The 16,940-nt window shown below is 46.6% G+C and carries 20 protein-coding genes; all 20 read right to left on the reverse strand.

Annotation, left to right across the window (positions count from 1 at the left end; translation table 11 throughout):
* Positions 1 to 3 precede the first annotated feature (3 nt).
* Positions 4 to 870: a F0F1 ATP synthase subunit gamma gene (atpG, locus tag J4N45_RS18585; RefSeq protein ID WP_042478116.1), complete on the reverse strand. Its 867-nt coding sequence runs from the start codon at positions 868 to 870 to the stop codon at positions 4 to 6.
* 41 nt (positions 871 to 911) lie between these two features.
* Positions 912 to 2,453 (reverse strand): F0F1 ATP synthase subunit alpha, encoded by a 1,542-nt coding sequence (gene atpA, locus J4N45_RS18590; RefSeq protein WP_006073059.1) that lies wholly within the window; start codon positions 2,451 to 2,453, stop codon positions 912 to 914.
* A gap of 13 nt (positions 2,454 to 2,466) precedes the next feature.
* Positions 2,467 to 3,000: a F0F1 ATP synthase subunit delta gene (atpH, locus tag J4N45_RS18595; protein ID WP_112460761.1), complete on the reverse strand. Its 534-nt coding sequence runs from the start codon at positions 2,998 to 3,000 to the stop codon at positions 2,467 to 2,469.
* A gap of 14 nt (positions 3,001 to 3,014) precedes the next feature.
* On the reverse strand, positions 3,015 to 3,485 hold the full coding sequence (gene atpF, locus J4N45_RS18600) for a F0F1 ATP synthase subunit B (protein WP_042478163.1): 471 nt from the start codon (positions 3,483 to 3,485) through the stop codon (positions 3,015 to 3,017).
* An 82-nt stretch (positions 3,486 to 3,567) separates the two neighbouring features.
* Complete coding sequence (atpE, locus tag J4N45_RS18605) at positions 3,568 to 3,822, reverse strand: F0F1 ATP synthase subunit C (RefSeq protein WP_006073065.1); 255 nt, start codon at positions 3,820 to 3,822, stop codon at positions 3,568 to 3,570.
* Positions 3,823 to 3,879: 57 nt separating this feature from the next.
* A complete protein-coding gene (atpB, locus tag J4N45_RS18610; RefSeq protein ID WP_234494890.1) occupies positions 3,880 to 4,683 on the reverse strand; it encodes a F0F1 ATP synthase subunit A in 804 nt (267 codons plus the stop codon).
* Between the two features lie 8 nt (positions 4,684 to 4,691).
* Complete coding sequence (locus J4N45_RS18615; protein ID WP_042478120.1) at positions 4,692 to 5,081, reverse strand: F0F1 ATP synthase subunit I; 390 nt, start codon at positions 5,079 to 5,081, stop codon at positions 4,692 to 4,694.
* 190 nt (positions 5,082 to 5,271) lie between these two features.
* A complete protein-coding gene (locus J4N45_RS18620) occupies positions 5,272 to 6,153 on the reverse strand; it encodes a ParB/RepB/Spo0J family partition protein (protein ID WP_128649111.1) in 882 nt (293 codons plus the stop codon).
* 22 nt (positions 6,154 to 6,175) lie between these two features.
* Positions 6,176 to 6,949: a ParA family protein gene (locus J4N45_RS18625; RefSeq protein ID WP_042478124.1), complete on the reverse strand. Its 774-nt coding sequence runs from the start codon at positions 6,947 to 6,949 to the stop codon at positions 6,176 to 6,178.
* 13 nt (positions 6,950 to 6,962) lie between these two features.
* Positions 6,963 to 7,595, reverse strand: coding sequence for a 16S rRNA (guanine(527)-N(7))-methyltransferase RsmG (gene rsmG / locus J4N45_RS18630; RefSeq protein ID WP_234494892.1), 633 nt, complete (start codon positions 7,593 to 7,595; stop codon positions 6,963 to 6,965).
* Positions 7,592 to 9,487 (reverse strand): tRNA uridine-5-carboxymethylaminomethyl(34) synthesis enzyme MnmG, encoded by a 1,896-nt coding sequence (gene mnmG / locus J4N45_RS18635; protein WP_252012977.1) that lies wholly within the window; start codon positions 9,485 to 9,487, stop codon positions 7,592 to 7,594. The genes rsmG and mnmG overlap by 4 nt, the downstream gene beginning before the upstream one ends.
* A gap of 471 nt (positions 9,488 to 9,958) precedes the next feature.
* The gene (mioC, locus tag J4N45_RS18640; protein ID WP_042478127.1) at positions 9,959 to 10,396 is read right to left on the reverse strand and encodes an FMN-binding protein MioC; all 438 of its coding nucleotides are present in this window, start codon (positions 10,394 to 10,396) and stop codon (positions 9,959 to 9,961) included.
* A gap of 70 nt (positions 10,397 to 10,466) precedes the next feature.
* On the reverse strand, positions 10,467 to 11,828 hold the full coding sequence (gene mnmE / locus J4N45_RS18645) for a tRNA uridine-5-carboxymethylaminomethyl(34) synthesis GTPase MnmE (protein WP_252012978.1): 1,362 nt from the start codon (positions 11,826 to 11,828) through the stop codon (positions 10,467 to 10,469).
* Positions 11,829 to 11,936: 108 nt separating this feature from the next.
* Positions 11,937 to 13,559, reverse strand: a complete 1,623-nt coding sequence (gene yidC, locus J4N45_RS18650; RefSeq protein WP_252012979.1) for a membrane protein insertase YidC — start codon at positions 13,557 to 13,559, stop codon at positions 11,937 to 11,939.
* 2 nt (positions 13,560 to 13,561) lie between these two features.
* Entirely contained in the window at positions 13,562 to 13,819 is a 258-nt protein-coding gene (gene yidD / locus J4N45_RS18655) for a membrane protein insertion efficiency factor YidD (protein WP_081936191.1), read from the reverse strand.
* A complete protein-coding gene (rnpA, locus tag J4N45_RS18660; RefSeq protein ID WP_081936193.1) occupies positions 13,786 to 14,142 on the reverse strand; it encodes a ribonuclease P protein component in 357 nt (118 codons plus the stop codon). Before rnpA ends, yidD begins: the two co-directional genes overlap by 34 nt.
* 9 nt (positions 14,143 to 14,151) lie before the next feature.
* Entirely contained in the window at positions 14,152 to 14,289 is a 138-nt protein-coding gene (rpmH, locus tag J4N45_RS18665; protein WP_004400210.1) for a 50S ribosomal protein L34, read from the reverse strand.
* 222 nt (positions 14,290 to 14,511) lie between these two features.
* Positions 14,512 to 15,246, reverse strand: coding sequence for an amino acid ABC transporter ATP-binding protein (locus J4N45_RS18670; protein WP_252012980.1), 735 nt, complete (start codon positions 15,244 to 15,246; stop codon positions 14,512 to 14,514).
* Complete coding sequence (locus J4N45_RS18675) at positions 15,243 to 15,914, reverse strand: amino acid ABC transporter permease (protein WP_042478165.1); 672 nt, start codon at positions 15,912 to 15,914, stop codon at positions 15,243 to 15,245. The genes J4N45_RS18670 and J4N45_RS18675 overlap by 4 nt, the downstream gene beginning before the upstream one ends.
* Before the next feature lie 68 nt (positions 15,915 to 15,982).
* Positions 15,983 to 16,744 (reverse strand): amino acid ABC transporter substrate-binding protein, encoded by a 762-nt coding sequence (locus tag J4N45_RS18680; protein ID WP_252012981.1) that lies wholly within the window; start codon positions 16,742 to 16,744, stop codon positions 15,983 to 15,985.
* Positions 16,745 to 16,940 lie beyond the last annotated feature (196 nt).

The raw sequence follows: 16,940 nt of genomic DNA on the forward strand, positions 1-16,940 counted from the left end.
AGCTTAAACCGCAGCTGCGCCGCCAACGATTTCTGATAGTTCTTGTGTGATAGCCGCTTGACGCGCCTTGTTGTACACAAGCTCTAGATCATCAATCAAGTTGGTCGCATTGTCCGTTGCAGCTTTCATTGCAATCATTCGAGCCGCTTGCTCACAAGCAAGGTTCTCTACCACACCTTGATACACTTGAGATTCGATATAACGAAGCAATAGTGCGTCTAGTAGTGGTTTTGGCTCAGGCTCATAAATGTAGCCCCATGAATGTTCGCGCTGCATCTCATCACTGTCAGATTTAGGCAGAGGTAGCAATTGATCGATCGTTGGTTCCTGAATCATAGTGTTCACAAAGTGGTTATACACTACATACAGGCGATCCAATTCGCCTTCGTCATATTTCTTCAGCATGACGCCTACAGTACCGATTAGGTCTTCTAAGCTAGGCTCATCACCCAGACCAGATACCTGTGCCGCTACTTTCGCACCGCTGTTGTTAAAGAATGCCGTTGCTTTTGAGCCAATCACAGCCAGCTCAACTTCAGCACCCTTTTGTTTCCAATCCTGCATCTCTAGGACAGCTTTTTTGAACAAGTTAATGTTCAAGCCGCCACAGAGACCACGGTCGGTAGAAATAATGACATAACCAACACGCTTGGCTTCACGCTCTTCTAAGTACGGATGTTGGTACTCTAGGTTTGCGTTAGCCAAATGACCGATCACTTTACGCATAGTTTCAGCGTATGGACGAGAAGCTTCACGCGCGTCTTGCGAACGACGCATTTTTGAAGCTGCTACCATTTCCATCGCTTTCGTAATTTTCTGAGTGCTTTTCACACTACCGATTTTATTACGTATCTCTTTTGCGCCGGCCATCGTTACTCTCCATAAGTGGTGACCAGAAGGTCACCCACCAATTACCAAGTCTGAGTTGCTTTGAAATCGTCAGTCAGTTTCTTAAGCTGAGCTTCGATATCGTCGTTGTAAGCACCCGTAGTGTTGATCTCTTTAGCAAGATCAGCATATTGACTGTGAGCATACGATAGAAGCGCTGCTTCGAAGTCTAGAATCTTGTTGATTTCAACATCATCTAGGTAGCCGCGCTCAACAGCAAAGATAACTAGCGCTTGGTCAAATACAGACATAGGAGCGTATTGCTTCTGCTTCATTAGCTCTGTAACTTTTTGACCGTGGCTTAGCTGACGCTTAGTTGCTTCATCTAGGTCAGATGAGAACTGTGCGAATGCCGCTAGTTCACGATAAGCCGCTAGTGCAGTACGGATACCGCCAGATAGCTTCTTAATGATCTTAGTCTGTGCTGAACCACCTACGCGAGATACTGAGATACCTGGGTCAACGGCTGGGCGTACACCCGCGTTGAAGGCTTCAGTTTGTAGGAAGATCTGACCATCGGTAATCGAGATTACGTTCGTAGGTACGAACGCAGATACGTCACCCGCTTGAGTTTCGATGATAGGAAGAGCAGTCAAAGAACCTGTCTTACCTTTCACTTCACCATTAGTGAAACGCTCTACGTACTCTTCGTTTACACGAGCTGCACGCTCTAGTAGACGTGAGTGAAGGTAGAATACGTCACCTGGGAATGCCTCACGGCCTGGTGGACGTTTAAGTAGTAGAGAGATCTGACGGTAAGCTACCGCTTGCTTAGATAGATCATCATAAACAATCAGAGCGTCTTCACCGCGGTCACGGAAGTACTCACCCATTGCACAACCAGAGTATGGCGCAAGATATTGCAGTGCAGCAGATTCAGATGCAGATGCTACAACAACGATAGTGTTTTGTAGTGCACCGTGCTCTTCCAGTTTACGCACAACGTTTGCGATTGTAGATGCCTTTTGGCCAATCGCTACGTAGATAGAGAAGATACCAGAGTCTTTCTGGTTGATGATTGCATCGATCGCCATCGCGGTTTTACCGATCTGACGGTCACCGATGATAAGCTCACGCTGACCACGACCGATTGGGATCATTGAGTCAACTGACTTATAACCAGTTTGTACTGGCTGATCAACCGATTTACGGTCGATTACACCCGGTGCAATCACTTCAACTGGTGACGTAAGTTTCGCTTCAATTGGACCTTTACCATCAATTGGCTCACCTAGCGTGTTTACAACACGACCAAGCAATTCTGGACCAACTGGTACTTCAAGAATACGACCAGTACCTGTTACTTTCATGCCTTCCTTAAGGTCAGCATATGGGCCCATTACTACCGCACCAACCGAGTCACGCTCAAGGTTAAGTGCTAGTGCATAACGGCCACCCGGTAATTCAATCATTTCACCTTGCATCACGTCCGCTAGGCCGTGAATGCGAATGATACCATCGCTTACCGATACGATAGTACCTTCATTACGAGCTTCACTCACAACATCGAAAGATTCGATACGCTGCTTGATTAGGTCGCTAATTTCTGTGGAATTAAGTTGCATGCTCCAATCCCCATCAAGACTGCATTGCTTCACTCAGGCGGTTCAAACGACCACGTGCTGAGTTATCAATTACAAGATCTCCGGCTCGAATAATAACCCCACCAAGTAGGGTCTCATCTACACTGCAATTCAGCTTAACTTTGCGTTCAAGACGCTTTTCAAGTTTGTTGCTGATCTCAGTGCGCTGCTCTTCGGTTAGCTCAGATGCAGAAATCACGTCTACATCGATTTGCTTTTCTAGCTCTTTTTTCAGCTCTAGAAACTCAACTAACACATAAGGCAACGCGACTAGTCGACCATTTTCAGCCATAACCTTAATCAGGTTTTGACCAAATTCATCAAACTGTTCACCACCAATTGCGTTGAAAATTTCAGCCACTCGCGTCGCTGTCACAGAGCCTGAAATCAGGTCTGCAATTTCATCGTTCTTAGCGATTGCAGCGGCAAACGTTAGCATTTCGACCCACTGGTCTAGCGCTTGTTTTTCCACCGCAAAGTCAAATGCTGCTTTAGCATAGGGGCGTGCGATTGTAGTCAATTCAGACATAGGCGCCCCTCGCTTTAAAGTTTCGCAGTAATATTGTCGAGAATGTCTTTTTGCGCATCTTTATCGATACTACGCTCAAGAATCTTCTCAGCACCAGCTACAGCCAGAGTTGCAACCTGTTTGCGCAGGTCATCGCGAGCACGGTTACGTTCCGCTTCGATTTCCGCTTCTGCTTGCGCTAGGATTTTTTGACGTTCTGCCAAAGCTTCCTCACGAGCTTCATCGATAATCTGTGCTTTACGCTTGTTTGCTTGCTCAATAACCTCGGTTGCAGTGCGCTTCGCTTCCTTCATTTGATCAGAAGCGTTGGCTTGCGCTAGATCTAAATCTTTTGCAGCGCGCTCAGCGGCTACAAGACCGTCAGCAATTTTTTTCTGACGCTCTTCAATCGCATTCATGATTGGCGGCCATACATATTTCATGCAGAACCACACAAACATTGCGAATGAGATTGCTTGACCTAGCAGAGTTGCGTTCATATTCACAACAGCTACCCCTCTAAAGATTCATTGACGAGCTAAAGTTTAATCAGGTGACAAGCTCGAAGCTTGTCGGAGAAAAGTCTGATTAACCTAGCTGACCAACGAATGGGTTCGCGAATGTGAATAGAAGTGCGATAACAACACCAATCATAGGAACCGCATCAAGTAGACCAGCGATGATGAACATCTTAACTTGAAGCATCGGAGCCATTTCAGGTTGACGAGCAGCACCCTCAAGGAATTTACCACCCAAAAGACCAAAACCGATCGCAGTACCGAATGCAGCCATACCAATGATGATACCTACGGCGATTGCAGAAAAGCTCAGTAAAGTTTCCATTACTATCTCCAATTTATAGTTGTTGGCTTAAATTTGCCTAAATAAAACGCGTTAAAATTAATGACTGTCTTCGTGTGCCATTGATAGATAAACAATCGTTAGCATCATAAACACGAAGGCTTGAATCGTTATTACTAGAATATGGAATATCGCCCATGGTAGTGAGCCCATCCATTGTAAATACCATGGTAGCATTGCCGCACAAAGGATGAAGACCACCTCGCCCGCAAACATGTTACCGAACAGACGCATACCAAGTGAAAGTGGCTTTGAAAGCAAAGACACAACTTCGATAAGCATGTTAAATGGAATCATGATTGGGGTATTAAACGGGTGTAGGGTCAACTCTTTTGTAAAGCCAACTAGACCTTTTACTTTGATGCTGTAGTAGATCATCAGAGCAAAAACACCTAGTGCCATAGCCATCGTGATATTGACATCAGTAGTAGGTACCACTTTCAAGTAAGGGATACCCATTTGCTCTGCAGGGTAAGGAATGAAATCGATAGGCACTAAGTCCATCAAGTTCATTAGGAATACCCAACAGAAGATAGTTAGTGCTAGGGGCGCGATGAGTGCGTTGCGTCCATGAAACGTATCCTTGACGTTTTCGTCAACGAATTCCACGATCATCTCAACAAAACACTGCAGCTTGCCCGGCACACCAGCTGTTGCTTTCTTTGCTACTGAACGGAATATCCAAAGGAATACCAAACCAGTTAGCAGAGAAAAAAACAGGCTATCGATATGTACGTTCCAGAAACTCGACTCGTCCACTAAACCTAGCTTTCCTAAGGAAAGGTTGGTCAAGTGGTGAGTGATGTATCCGGCCGATGTTAGCGCTTCACCTGGCGCAGCCATAACTCATCCTATTTTTTGTTGTTAACGAAAATTACTGGAGCCATAAGGTTAATTAAGACGACCAGTAAAAATGTGAGATTCAGAGGAATCACTTCCACCTGAATATACATGTAAGCTATTGAGAATAGGGAGGCTATAATAAGGATTTTCAAGGCGATACCCGCATAGAAAGACGCGGCAACTTTCTTCGCTGCACGAGCCCCACTAAACAGAAATGCGCACAACGCAAAAACAGCATTAGCAATAACAAAACTGCCACCACCAATGAGCGCTGAAATTCCCCACTCAGCATTTACAGCCACTGTCATCCCAACAGCTACTAACGCAACCGCACCCGCTTGAATCAGTAACAATCGCTTTGCAAGCGCTCGTCCTGGTCTCGCTAATGCCGCTACCATGTATTCTTACCTTTAGTTCTATCCACTTTGCACCTAATAACTACTGTGCTGGGAGATTGGCGAAAATTATACTTTCTACCAAAGTTATTGCAATCAAAGTGCATCAAAAAGACACACTTTCATTCACAAAACCATAACTTTCGCACAAATTTATCATTTATCAATAATTGACCTACATCAATTATCTCATTTAGCTCTCAAGCTTGGCAATAAGTTGCTCCAATTTGTGAGGTTCATCAAGACTTATCGTTACCTTTGACTTTCCACTCGCGTTTCTTGTCAAAGAAACTTTAGCCCCAAGTTTTTCGCTCAACCTTTGGGAAATTTCTTGTGCATCACGGTCTTCAGACTGTTTTTTCTCTGAAGAGTTCGGTTTTAAGCATTTTTTTACCAAATCTTCAGTTTGTCTGACGGTCAATTGCTTGTTCGCCACAGTCTGTGCGATCTCACACTGAACCTCACCTTCAAGTGCCAATAGTGCACGTGCGTGACCCATATCGATTTGCTTGGTTTCAACAAGCTTCTTCACGGGAGTTTCTAACTGATTCAAACGCAGCAAGTTACTGACTGCCGTGCGAGACTTACCAATCACATCAGCGACTTGCTGGTGGGTAAGTTCAAACTCATCTTGCAATCGCTCGAGTGCCTGTGCCTCTTCAATCGCGTTAAGATCTTCGCGCTGAATATTCTCGATTAATGCCATGGCAACGGCCGCGCGATCTTGAACATTTTTCACGAGGCAAGGGACCACTTTCAGACCCGCTTGTCGTGCCGCGCGCCAACGGCGCTCGCCCGCGATGATCTCAAATTGATCGTGTCCGACATTTCTGACAACAATCGGTTGGATGATGCCTTGAGATTGGATGGATGCAGCCAGTTCTTCCAGAGCTTCAGGTGCCATATCTTTTCTTGGCTGATAGATACCTGGACGAAGGCTGTTAATTGAAAGTTCAGTCAACTCTCCATCGGTAGAGAGTGTCTGACTTTGAGTTGCAACCTGCTGTTTTTCTCGTGCAAGCGAACTAGTCGACAGCAGTGCGTCTAGTCCTTTCCCTAAACCACGTTTAGACATTGAATCTTTTTCCTTAAGAGCGTTAAGCCGTTACTTCTTCTCGTCGTAGCATCTCACCAGCCAACGCTAAATACGCTTTCGCCCCTGCAGAGTACTTGTCGTAGTACATTGCAGGCTTGCCATGGCTAGGAGCCTCAGCGAGGCGGACGTTCCTAGGGATAACGGTTCGGTAGACTTTGTCGCCGAAGTGTTTTTTCAATTGTTCCGATACTTCATTCGCCAGACGGTTTCGAGGGTCATACATAGTTCGAAGCAAACCTTCGATCTTAAGATTCTCATTCACCACCGCGGCCAGCTTACTGATGGTATCCATCAGTGCGGTCAGACCTTCAAGCGCGAAATACTCACACTGCATCGGCACGAGCACAGAGTCTGCTGCAGCCATCGCATTAATTGTAAGTAGGTTCAAAGAGGGAGGACAATCGATAAAGATGAAATCATAGTTATCACGGATTGGCGCTAACGCGTGTTTTAGCCGAACTTCGCGCGCAAACACCTCCATAAGCTTGATTTCCGCTGCAGTTACGTCCCCGTTCGCAGCAATTAGGTCAAATTGACCCGAGGTATCGGTGCACACAACTTGGTCAAAAGGTAGCTCATCGACCAGCAAATCGTAAGCAGTTGTTTCAACTTGGTACTTATCAACACCGCTGGCCATTGTCGCATTGCCTTGAGGGTCAAGGTCAATCACTAACACTTTACGCTTTGTCGCTGCCATCGAGGCAGCTAAGTTAATACACGTGGTAGTCTTCCCAACCCCACCTTTTTGGTTCGCGATAGCGACAATTTTTCCCACGACAAGCTCTCCGTTATCCTTTCTTGGATAAGATTACAAGATGACGGTCACCTTCCAACTCAGGAACTTGCAAAGGTTTGATTTCGATCACAGAACACCATGACGGTAATTCGGCGATCTCCTGTTCGTGAAGCTGACCCTTTAGAGCATAAAAGCGACCAGACTGTGGTTTTGGTAAATGTTCACACCAGTTCACCATGTCTGTCATTGACGCAAATGCACGACTCAATACTCCATCAAAGCCTTCTCCTGCGTCAAATTCTTCCACTCGAGATTGGACTGGGCTGACATTTTTTATCTTCAGTTCGTGCGCAACCTGCTTTATGAAACGAATTCGCTTGCCAAGACTGTCCAACAAGGTAAATGACTTGGTTGGGTTCATGATGGCAAGAGGAACGCCAGGCAATCCAGGACCTGTACCGACATCAATAAAGCGTTCGCCTTCAATATGCTCACCGACGATGATGCTATCAAGGATATGTTTCACTAACATATCTTCAGGGTGGCGCACTGACGTGAGGTTATAGGCTTTGTTCCACTTATCGAGAAGCTGAACGTAGCCTACGAGCTGTTCACGTTGAAGTTCAGAGACCTCTAGTGAGGTCTCTGCAATGAGTTGATCAAGTTTTGTTCTTAGGTTGCTCACGCAGCTTCACCTTTTTTAAGCACGCCTTGCTTTTTCAAATAGACTAGCAAGATTGAGATTGCCGCTGGAGTAATACCAGAAATACGGGACGCAATACCGATAGTTTCAGGCTTGGCTTCACTCAGCTTCGCCACTACCTCGTTAGATAATCCTTTAACATCGCTGTAATCGAGATCCGCTGGGATCTTAGTATTTTCATGACGCAGCAATTTTTCGATCTCGTCTTGCTGTCTTTGGATATAACCTTCGTATTTCACTTGGATCTCTACCTGCTCACTCGCTTGTTGATCTTCTAGAGCAGGACCAAAGGCATCAAGCGCGGTCAGTTGCGAGTAGGTTAGCTCCGGGCGACGCAATAGATCTTCACCGCTGGCCTCACGAGAAATCGGGGTTTTTAGCAAGGCATTTAGCGCCTCAACACCTTCCGACTTAGGGTTAATCCACGTTTCTTTCAGACGCTGACGCTCTTGCGCCATGTTCTCCATCTTCTCGTTAAAGCGGCTCCAGCGCTGCTCATCGATAAGACCAAGTTGGTGCGCGTGTTCCGTTAGACGAATGTCAGCGTTATCTTCGCGCAGCAGAAGTCGATATTCTGCACGAGAGGTAAACATACGGTATGGTTCTTTCGTGCCCATCGTTGATAGGTCGTCAATCAATACACCCATGTATGCCTGATCGCGACGCGGGCTCCAGCCTTCTTTGCCTTGCGAGAACAAGCTCGCATTCAGACCGGCCATCAAACCTTGAGCAGCGGCTTCTTCGTAACCAGTGGTGCCATTGATTTGTCCAGCAAAGAACAAACCAGAAATAAATTTGGTTTCGTAGGTCTGTTTTAGGTCACGAGGATCGAAGAAATCGTACTCAATGGCGTAACCTGGACGAACGATATGTGCATTTTCAAAGCCTTTCATCGAGCGAACGATCTGTACCTGTACGTCGAACGGCAAACTCGTCGAGATGCCATTTGGGTACAATTCATGTGTCGTTAAGCCTTCCGGCTCAATGAAAATTTGATGGCTATTTTTATCCGCAAAGCGCATGACTTTATCTTCGATAGATGGGCAATAGCGCGGGCCAATACCTTCAATCACACCGGCGTACATAGGGCTGCGATCTAGGTTGTTACGAATCACTTCATGAGTGCTTTCGTTGGTGTGCGTGATAAAACATGGAATCTGTGTTGGATGCTGTGTGCGCTGACCTAAGAAAGAGAACACTGGTGTTGGGTTGTCACCATGTTGAACTTCTAACTCAGAGAAATTAACACTACGTGCATCGATACGTGGTGGGGTACCTGTCTTAAGGCGATCCACTCTAAATGGTAACTCACGAAGACGGTGAGCAAGCGCAATAGACGGCTGATCCCCCATCCGACCACCGGATGAACTTTCCATACCGATGTGGATCTTACCACCAAGGAAGGTGCCAACTGTTAGTACCACGGATTTAGCGTGGAACTTAAGTCCCATTTCCGTTACGACACCGCGCACTTGATCTTGTTCGACGATCAAATCATCTACCGACTGTTGGAATAAGGTCAGATTCGGCGCGTTTTCTAGTGCGTGACGTACGTACGCTTTGTACAGTGCACGGTCTGCTTGTGCACGAGTAGCACGTACCGCTGGACCTTTAGACGCATTTAACGTGCGGAACTGAATACCAGCATGATCGATGGCCTCTGCCATTAGACCACCCATAGCATCCACTTCTTTTACTAGGTGCCCTTTGCCGATGCCACCAATAGCTGGGTTACATGACATCTGACCCAGAGTATCAATATTGTGCGTTAGCAGAAGTGTTTTTTGCCCTGTACGAGCAGATGCGAGTGCGGCTTCCGTTCCTGCATGTCCGCCACCTACAACGATGACGTCAAATGTTTCGTGATAAAGCATGAACCGACCTCAGTATTCAATCGATAGAAATAGACAAACCAAAAGGAGCGGTATTCTACCGCTTTTCTGGTATTGAGAAAATCGCTTTTAAAACATTTTGGATCTAAGAAATAAGAATATAAAGATAAGATCTATATATATGATCTTTTATTAGATCTATTATTAGGATCCACGATCTCTGTGGATAACTCAAAAATGATCAACAATACCATGGATCTTTTTGAGATCGCTTGTTGTGATCTAGTGTTGATCTGAGACTGTATTAGCTGGGATCAAAAAGGCATGTTATACACAAGGCTCGGGGTGATCAAAACTTGTTCTTTGGATAAATATAGGTTTTTCACCGAAAAGATCATGTTTTATCCACAGTTTAACAGGTTAAATAGTGTTCAAATGACCTTGAGCCAGAAAAAAAATTACTCACAGGCATAAAAAAAGCGGCTTACGCCGCCTTTTAAGCAATAGGTTTCGCTACTGAAACTTCGCCATATGCTCATTTAGCCATACTTCTGCTGCATCTTCTGGAACGGGATCGTTAAGAATGTCGATCTCTAGACAGTCAGTTAATGGTGTGCCGCCGATATCTTCCAGCAGTGAAAACGCATGCTTGCCTGCTGCGCAGAAGGTGTCATAGCTAGAGTCGCCAATTCCTACCACGGCAAACTTCACGTTTGACATGCGAGGAGGGGTTGCCTGGAGTGCTGCGATAAAAGGCTGAATATTGTCTGGATAGTCACCCGCACCATGCGTAGACGTGATGACCAGCCAGGTTCCTTCTGCCGGTATGTCTGATAACTCAGGCTGGTTGTGGATGGTTGTCTCAAGACCTTGCTCGATGAACAAGTCACTAAGGTGGTCTCCCACATACTCCGCGCCGCCGAGCGTACTGCCTGTGATGATATGAATCATTAATATTCCTTATTTACTAATATTGCCAGTCAACGACTTCCTGAGCGTCTGCCGTTAACGCTAAGCTCACTTACTTACCAATACAGAAAGAGGAGAAGATACGTCCAAGTAGATCGTCAGAGCTAAACTCACCGGTGATCTCGTTCAAGTGCTGCTGGGCTATGCGCAGCTCTTCCGCCAAGATTTCGCCGGCCATATAGCCTTCTAATTGTTGTTGACCAATATCCAGATGCTCCGCTGCACGCTCTAGGGCGTCAAGGTGGCGACGACGTGCCATAAAGCCGCCTTCATTAGCACCAGAGAAGCCCATGATAGACTTAAGATGCTCACGAAGTGCAGGGACGCCTTCACCCGTGCGTGCCGAGAGACGAATCAGAGTCGGATCATTCACATGGCAGATCCCTAGAGTTTCCCCAGTTTCATCGACTTTGTTGCGGATCACGGTGATGCCGATCGATTCAGGTAAGCGATCAATGAAGTCTGGCCAAATCTCTTTTGGATCGGTCGCATCGGTGGTGGTGCCGTCTACCATGAACAGCACGCGATCGGCTTGTTCAATTTCTTCCCACGCGCGCTCAATACCAATTTTCTCAACCTCATCAGAGGCATCACGAAGACCCGCGGTATCAATAATGTGCAGTGGCATACCGTCGATATGGATGTGCTCACGCAGAACATCACGTGTGGTTCCGGCAATGTCGGTCACAATGGCAGACTCTTTACCTGACAGGGCATTGAGCAGGCTGGATTTACCAGCGTTTGGACGTCCCGCGATAACCACTTTCATACCTTCACGCATAATCGCGCCTTGGTTGGCTTCTTTGCGCACTGAATCGAGATTGTCAATGATGGTTTGTAGGTCGCCAGCGACCTTACCGTCGGCGAGGAAGTCGATCTCTTCTTCTGGGAAATCGATCGCTGCTTCAACATAGATGCGCAGATGGATAAGGGATTCCACTAGCACTTGAATACGTTTAGAGAACTGACCCTGCAAAGATTGCAGTGCTGATTTTGCCGCTTCTTCTGAGCTTGCATCGATGAGATCGGCGATCGCTTCTGCTTGCGTCAGGTCCATCTTATCATTGAGAAACGCACGCTCGCTGAACTCACCCGGTCTAGCTGGACGAACGCCAGGGATAGAGAGAATACGCTTAATCAACATATCCATGACGACAGGGCCGCCGTGGCCTTGGAGTTCAAGGACATCTTCACCCGTAAAGGAGTGCGGGTTAGGGAAGTACAGCGCAATACCTTGATCCAACTCGCTGCCATTTTCATCTTTAAATGGGAGATAGTCAGCGTAGCGAGGCTTGAGTGTTTTGCCTGTTACTTGCTGTGCGACTTCTTGAGCCATAGGGCCTGAAACGCGAATGATACCCACGCCACCGCGGCCTGGGGCTGTAGCTTGAGCCACAATTGTATCTGTTGTCATTGTATTGCCTATTCGCCGTGCTTTAGCCAAATTGTAATCATGGACAATGAAAAAGGCGACCACTTAGGCCGCCTTTATTTATTCGAATTCGTTTAAGATTCGTTTGGACTACTTAGAGTGTAGACCTTTCTTCTCGAGCGCTCGATAAATCAGCGTTTGCTGGATAAGCGTCACGATGTTCGATACCAACCAGTATAGAACTAGACCTGATGGGAACCATAGGAAAAAGAAGGTGAACATAACCGGCATAAAGGTCATGATCTTCTGCTGCATTGGATCCGTTACTGTCGTCGGGCTCATCTTCTGGATAAGGAACATACTTGCACCCATTAGTAGAGGCAGAATGTAGTATGGGTCCTGAGCAGAAAGGTCATGAATCCAACCGAAGAATGGTGAGTGACGAAGCTCAACCGATTCCATTAGTGCCCAGTACAGAGCGATGAAGATAGGCATCTGAAGCAAGATTGGTAGACAGCCACCCAATGGGTTCACTTTCTCTTTCTTGTACAGTTCCATCATCTCTTGGCTCATGCGCTGACGGTCGTCGCCAATACGCTCACGCATTGCTTGCAGCTTAGGCTGAAGCATACGCATTTTCGCCATCGAGGTGTACTGCGCTTTCGTTAGTGGGTACATCGCACCACGAACGATGAAGGTCAAACAGATGATTGCCAGACCCCAGTTAACCACAATACCTTGAATGAACGACAGTAGTGTGTGAAGTGGTTTCGCAATGAACCATAGCCAGCCGTAGTCTACTACTAGGTCTAGGTTTGGCGCGACTGAAGCCATCTCGCTTTGCAGTTTAGGACCAGCCCAAAGCGTTGCTTTTAGCGTCGCTGCTTGGCCATCGGCAATCGTCGTGTTTGGCATGCGAACGCCAATATCACCTAGGTTACCAATCACGCGAGTGTAAAGGTTAGTACCTGGTGCTTCACGTGGGATCCACGCTGCTGCGAAGTAGTGCTGGATCATCGCAGCCCAACCTTGACCGTCAGTCAGGTTAAGAGATAGGTTGCGATCTTGCATATCGTCGAAGCTGTATTTTTTATAGCGAGTGTCTTGAGTTGAGTAAGCACCGCCATTGTATGTTGGCATTGTGATGCTGCCGCCTTTGTCTTGAAGATTTTGACGAAGGTGAGCGTACATGCCGAACGTCGCGTTTTGACCAGAGTTGTTGTCTACAGTGTATTCAACATCAATGTCGTAGTGGCCACGTTTTAGAATGAAGGTTTTGGTGTAAGCAATGCCATTCGCTTCGAATGTCATCGGTACACGCAGCTCGTCTTGACCATCTGCTAGCGTGAAGCTGTCAGCAGATACAGTGTAAGCCGGACGGCTCGTGCTGCTTAGGTCGATACCTTGAGGGCCTACTAGACCACTTTGAGCAATAAACTGGTGACCCTGTGAGTCTTTTAGTAGCTCAAACGGGTCGCTAGATTCCAACTCGGTTGCGTACTCGTTTAGGTTTGCGGTAACAACATCACCACCCACAGTTGTCACACCTAGGGTCAGTACGTCGGTTTTCACTGTGATGATTTTATCTGCGGCCGCTTGTGTGTGGCCTGGTGCAGGATCATGCTCATCAGCGAAAGATGGCGCAGGTAGAGTACTGCTTTGCGTCTGCTGAGTCGGAACTGGTGCTGGGTTCTTGTACGATTGCCATTGTTGGAACAGCAAAAAAGAAACCAATGCCAAGCCGATTAACAGAATATTACGTTGAGAATCCATCGTTATTTATCTCTGTCTTGTTTTTGGGCTGGTGGTACGGGGTCAAAACCCCCTTCATTCAAAGGATGGCATTTTAATAGACGTTTGCCTGATAACCAACACCCTTTTACAAAACCGTGAGCTTTAAGGGCTTCTATTGCATAAAGAGAGCAAGTTGGGTTGAACCGACAACGTGGCCCAATAAGAGGACTGATGACCCATCTATACAGATAGACGAGACCAATAGCTAACCACGCGAGGGGCGAGACAGGCGATGCCATAGCTTATCTAGAAGTTTGAACATTTCGTCATTGCTGAGAGTTTGCGCACTCTTTTTCGCAATTACAACAAAATCTTTGCTTGGAAGCTCGTGTTGTTTGTTACGAAAACTTTCACGTACCAAACGCTTGAAGTGGTTTCTGCCGACAGCTGTTTTAATCTGCTTTTTAGGAACCGCTAGGCCAAGGCGAGGGTGTGATAGCGAGTTTTTGCGGGCAATGATGGTGAAATGGGGGGAGCCAGCTCGGTGAGCTTGCTTAAATACATTTTGGTAATGCTCGGGAGTTAACAAACGTAACTCCCGAATAAAGGCATGCTTTTTCAAAATAGAAGATTATTTTGAAAGGCGAGCACGGCCTTTAGCACGACGTGCGTTAATTACTTTACGACCGTTCTTAGTCGCCATGCGAGCACGGAAACCGTGAGTACGCTTGCGCTTTAGAACTGAAGGTTGAAAAGTGCGTTTAGACATGGTTATTACCTTTACTGATCAGTAGTTTTAGGTTCTCGTTGAACCCGGCGTGGGACATATTTCCCGTCTTCTTTCTCTATATAGAGATAGAGAGGAAATCCGACGCCTCTCAACAAAGAGGCGGAATTGTAATCACTGACTCGTCAAGAGTCAATAATCAGTTCAACTTCAATTCCAGCCGGCGAATTATACTTTTTGTGAGCTAGAGCGCAAGGATCATTATCAGATCCCAACCTGATTTAGGAATTTTCTAAGTTGGATATCCTGTGGATCATTGAATATCTGCTCTGGTGTCCCTTGTTCCACGATGTGTCCGTTGGCCATGAAGATCACTCGATCAGCGACCTCTTTAGCAAACTGCATTTCGTGAGTCACAACCAACATGGTTTGATGCTGAGTTGCGAGCTTTTTCATAAGGTTAAGTACTTCACCAACCCACTCAGGATCGAGTGCTGAAGTTGGTTCATCGAAGAGCAACAGTTCTGGTTGGAGCGCCATAGCGCGGCCAATACCGACCCGTTGTTGCTGTCCACCGGATAGGGAAGCAGGGTATTGATCCCCTTTATCGCCTAGACCGATGTCATCGAGAATTTGCTGTGCTTTTTCAAGAGCTTGGTCTTTTTTCCAACCTTTTACGGTAATCAGACCTTCGGCAATGTTCTGACGCGCCGTCATATGCGCGAACAGAGCGTAGTTTTGAAATACAAAGCCGGTTTTACGGCGCAGGGCTAATACTTCGGCTTTAGTGTGGCTTTGACAATCGACCTTTACATCATCAATGGTGATTGTGCCTTCGTCTGCTTGCTCAAGAAAATTTACGCAGCGCAGCAGCGTCGATTTTCCGGTGCCGCTTGAGCCGATAATGACGATGATTTCCCCTTGTTTGATATCAATATCGATACCTTTTAGGACTTCTGTATCGCCAAACTGCTTGTGGATATTTTCCAGTTTAATCATCGTTGGTATGCCTTGTTCAATCTTTGTTCAGCCCACAGTTGCACGCGAGTAAGCACTAACACCACGCCCCAGTATATCAGAGCCACTGCCAAGAAGGCCTCAAAGAAGCGGAAGCTGGATGACGCCTCCATTTGAGCCTTGGCCATGATTTCAGCCACGCCGAGCGTAAAGGCCAACGACGTCGATTTGATCATGTCGATGAAATAGTTCATCAGCGACGGTAATGCGACACGAGTCGCCTGCGGCAGAATAATACGGCGCATGGCTTGGCTGGTCGTCATACCCACAGACAAGCTCGCTTCCATCTGGCTGCGATCAATGCCGATGATGGCTGCACGAATACTTTCTGCCATGTAAGCGGCGAAGTGGAGCGTTAAACCGATGACGGCCGCACTAAACGCATTCAGCCCAACCATCCATGGGAAAATTTGTGGTAGACCGTAGTAAAGCAAGAACAGCTGCACCAAAAGTGGGGTGCCGCGGAAAAAGCTAATATAAAGCTGACTGAGCTGATCGAGGACAGGGATCTTGAAAACGCGAATATTCGCTAAAATAACCGCAAGAATCAGTGAAAAAAACAATCCCCAGACTGCCATTTCCATTGTGGTGCCGAGATACTTGAGCAGTATCGGCATCAGCTCCAGCATGTATTGAAAATCAAATCCCATAATGTTACCAACTTCTAGAAAAACAAACGCCCACTACCAAGCGTAGTGGGCGTAACAATAGTGATCACTTACTTTTTAGTGATGTCTGCGCCAAACCACTTCTCAGAGATTTTCGCTAGCGTACCATCTGAACGCATGTCAGACAGTGCTTCGTTAACTTCTTGTTGCAGCTTTAGACCTTTTTCGTTGTTCACAAATGGCCATGCGTTTTCAATCGTTTCAAACGGTTCGCCTGCTAGCTGCAGTGGCAGACCTGTCTTCTTGATAAGCTCAAGTGCAGATAGACGATCCATCACGAACGCATCGGCGCGACCAAGAGCAACATCGTGTTCAATACCTGTGTCGTAGGTTTTAACGTTGATTTTGTTGTCTTTATCGTAGCTACGTAGCAACTGCTCAAAGTTAGAACCCAGGTTTACCGCCACAGTTTTACCAGCGAGGTCTTCAATACCTTGAATACTGTCATTACCTTTGCGAACGGTAATCTGTGCACCATCAATCACGTATGGGTCTGCAAATAGGTATTTCGCTTTGCGCGCATCGGTCATAGTGATCTGGTTTGAGATGGTGTCGATACGACCCGTCTCAAGCAAACCAAACAAACCAGAGAAGTTTGCGGTCACGTACTCGACTTTGTAGTCGTTGCGGCGACCAATTTCGTCCCAAAGGTCGACTTCAAACCCTTGTAACTTGTCTTGCTTAACAAACGTAAATGGGAAGTAGCGACCAGACATGCCGACTTTCACTTCTTGAGTCGCAGCATAAGCTGCTTGAGATACGGTTGCAGAAAGCGCCAAGGCGGTTAATAGACCTTTAATCCAGTTTTTCATTTTACTACTCCTTCTATTTATGGAGAGGGATGTTACTGGTAAAGCTGTCGATAAGTTAAATAACGAGTTGTTATTAACCATAACAAATCCGTGGTTGAACGCTGACTTTTTCGACAGCTTTATTACGTGTGCGATCAAAACCGACGACAGCTTGAACACGGATCTATACACAAGTTAGATCATATTGCGGGTTTTG

This window comes from Vibrio sp. SCSIO 43140, assembly GCF_023716585.1.
GTDB lineage: Bacteria > Pseudomonadota > Gammaproteobacteria > Enterobacterales > Vibrionaceae > Vibrio > Vibrio maritimus_B.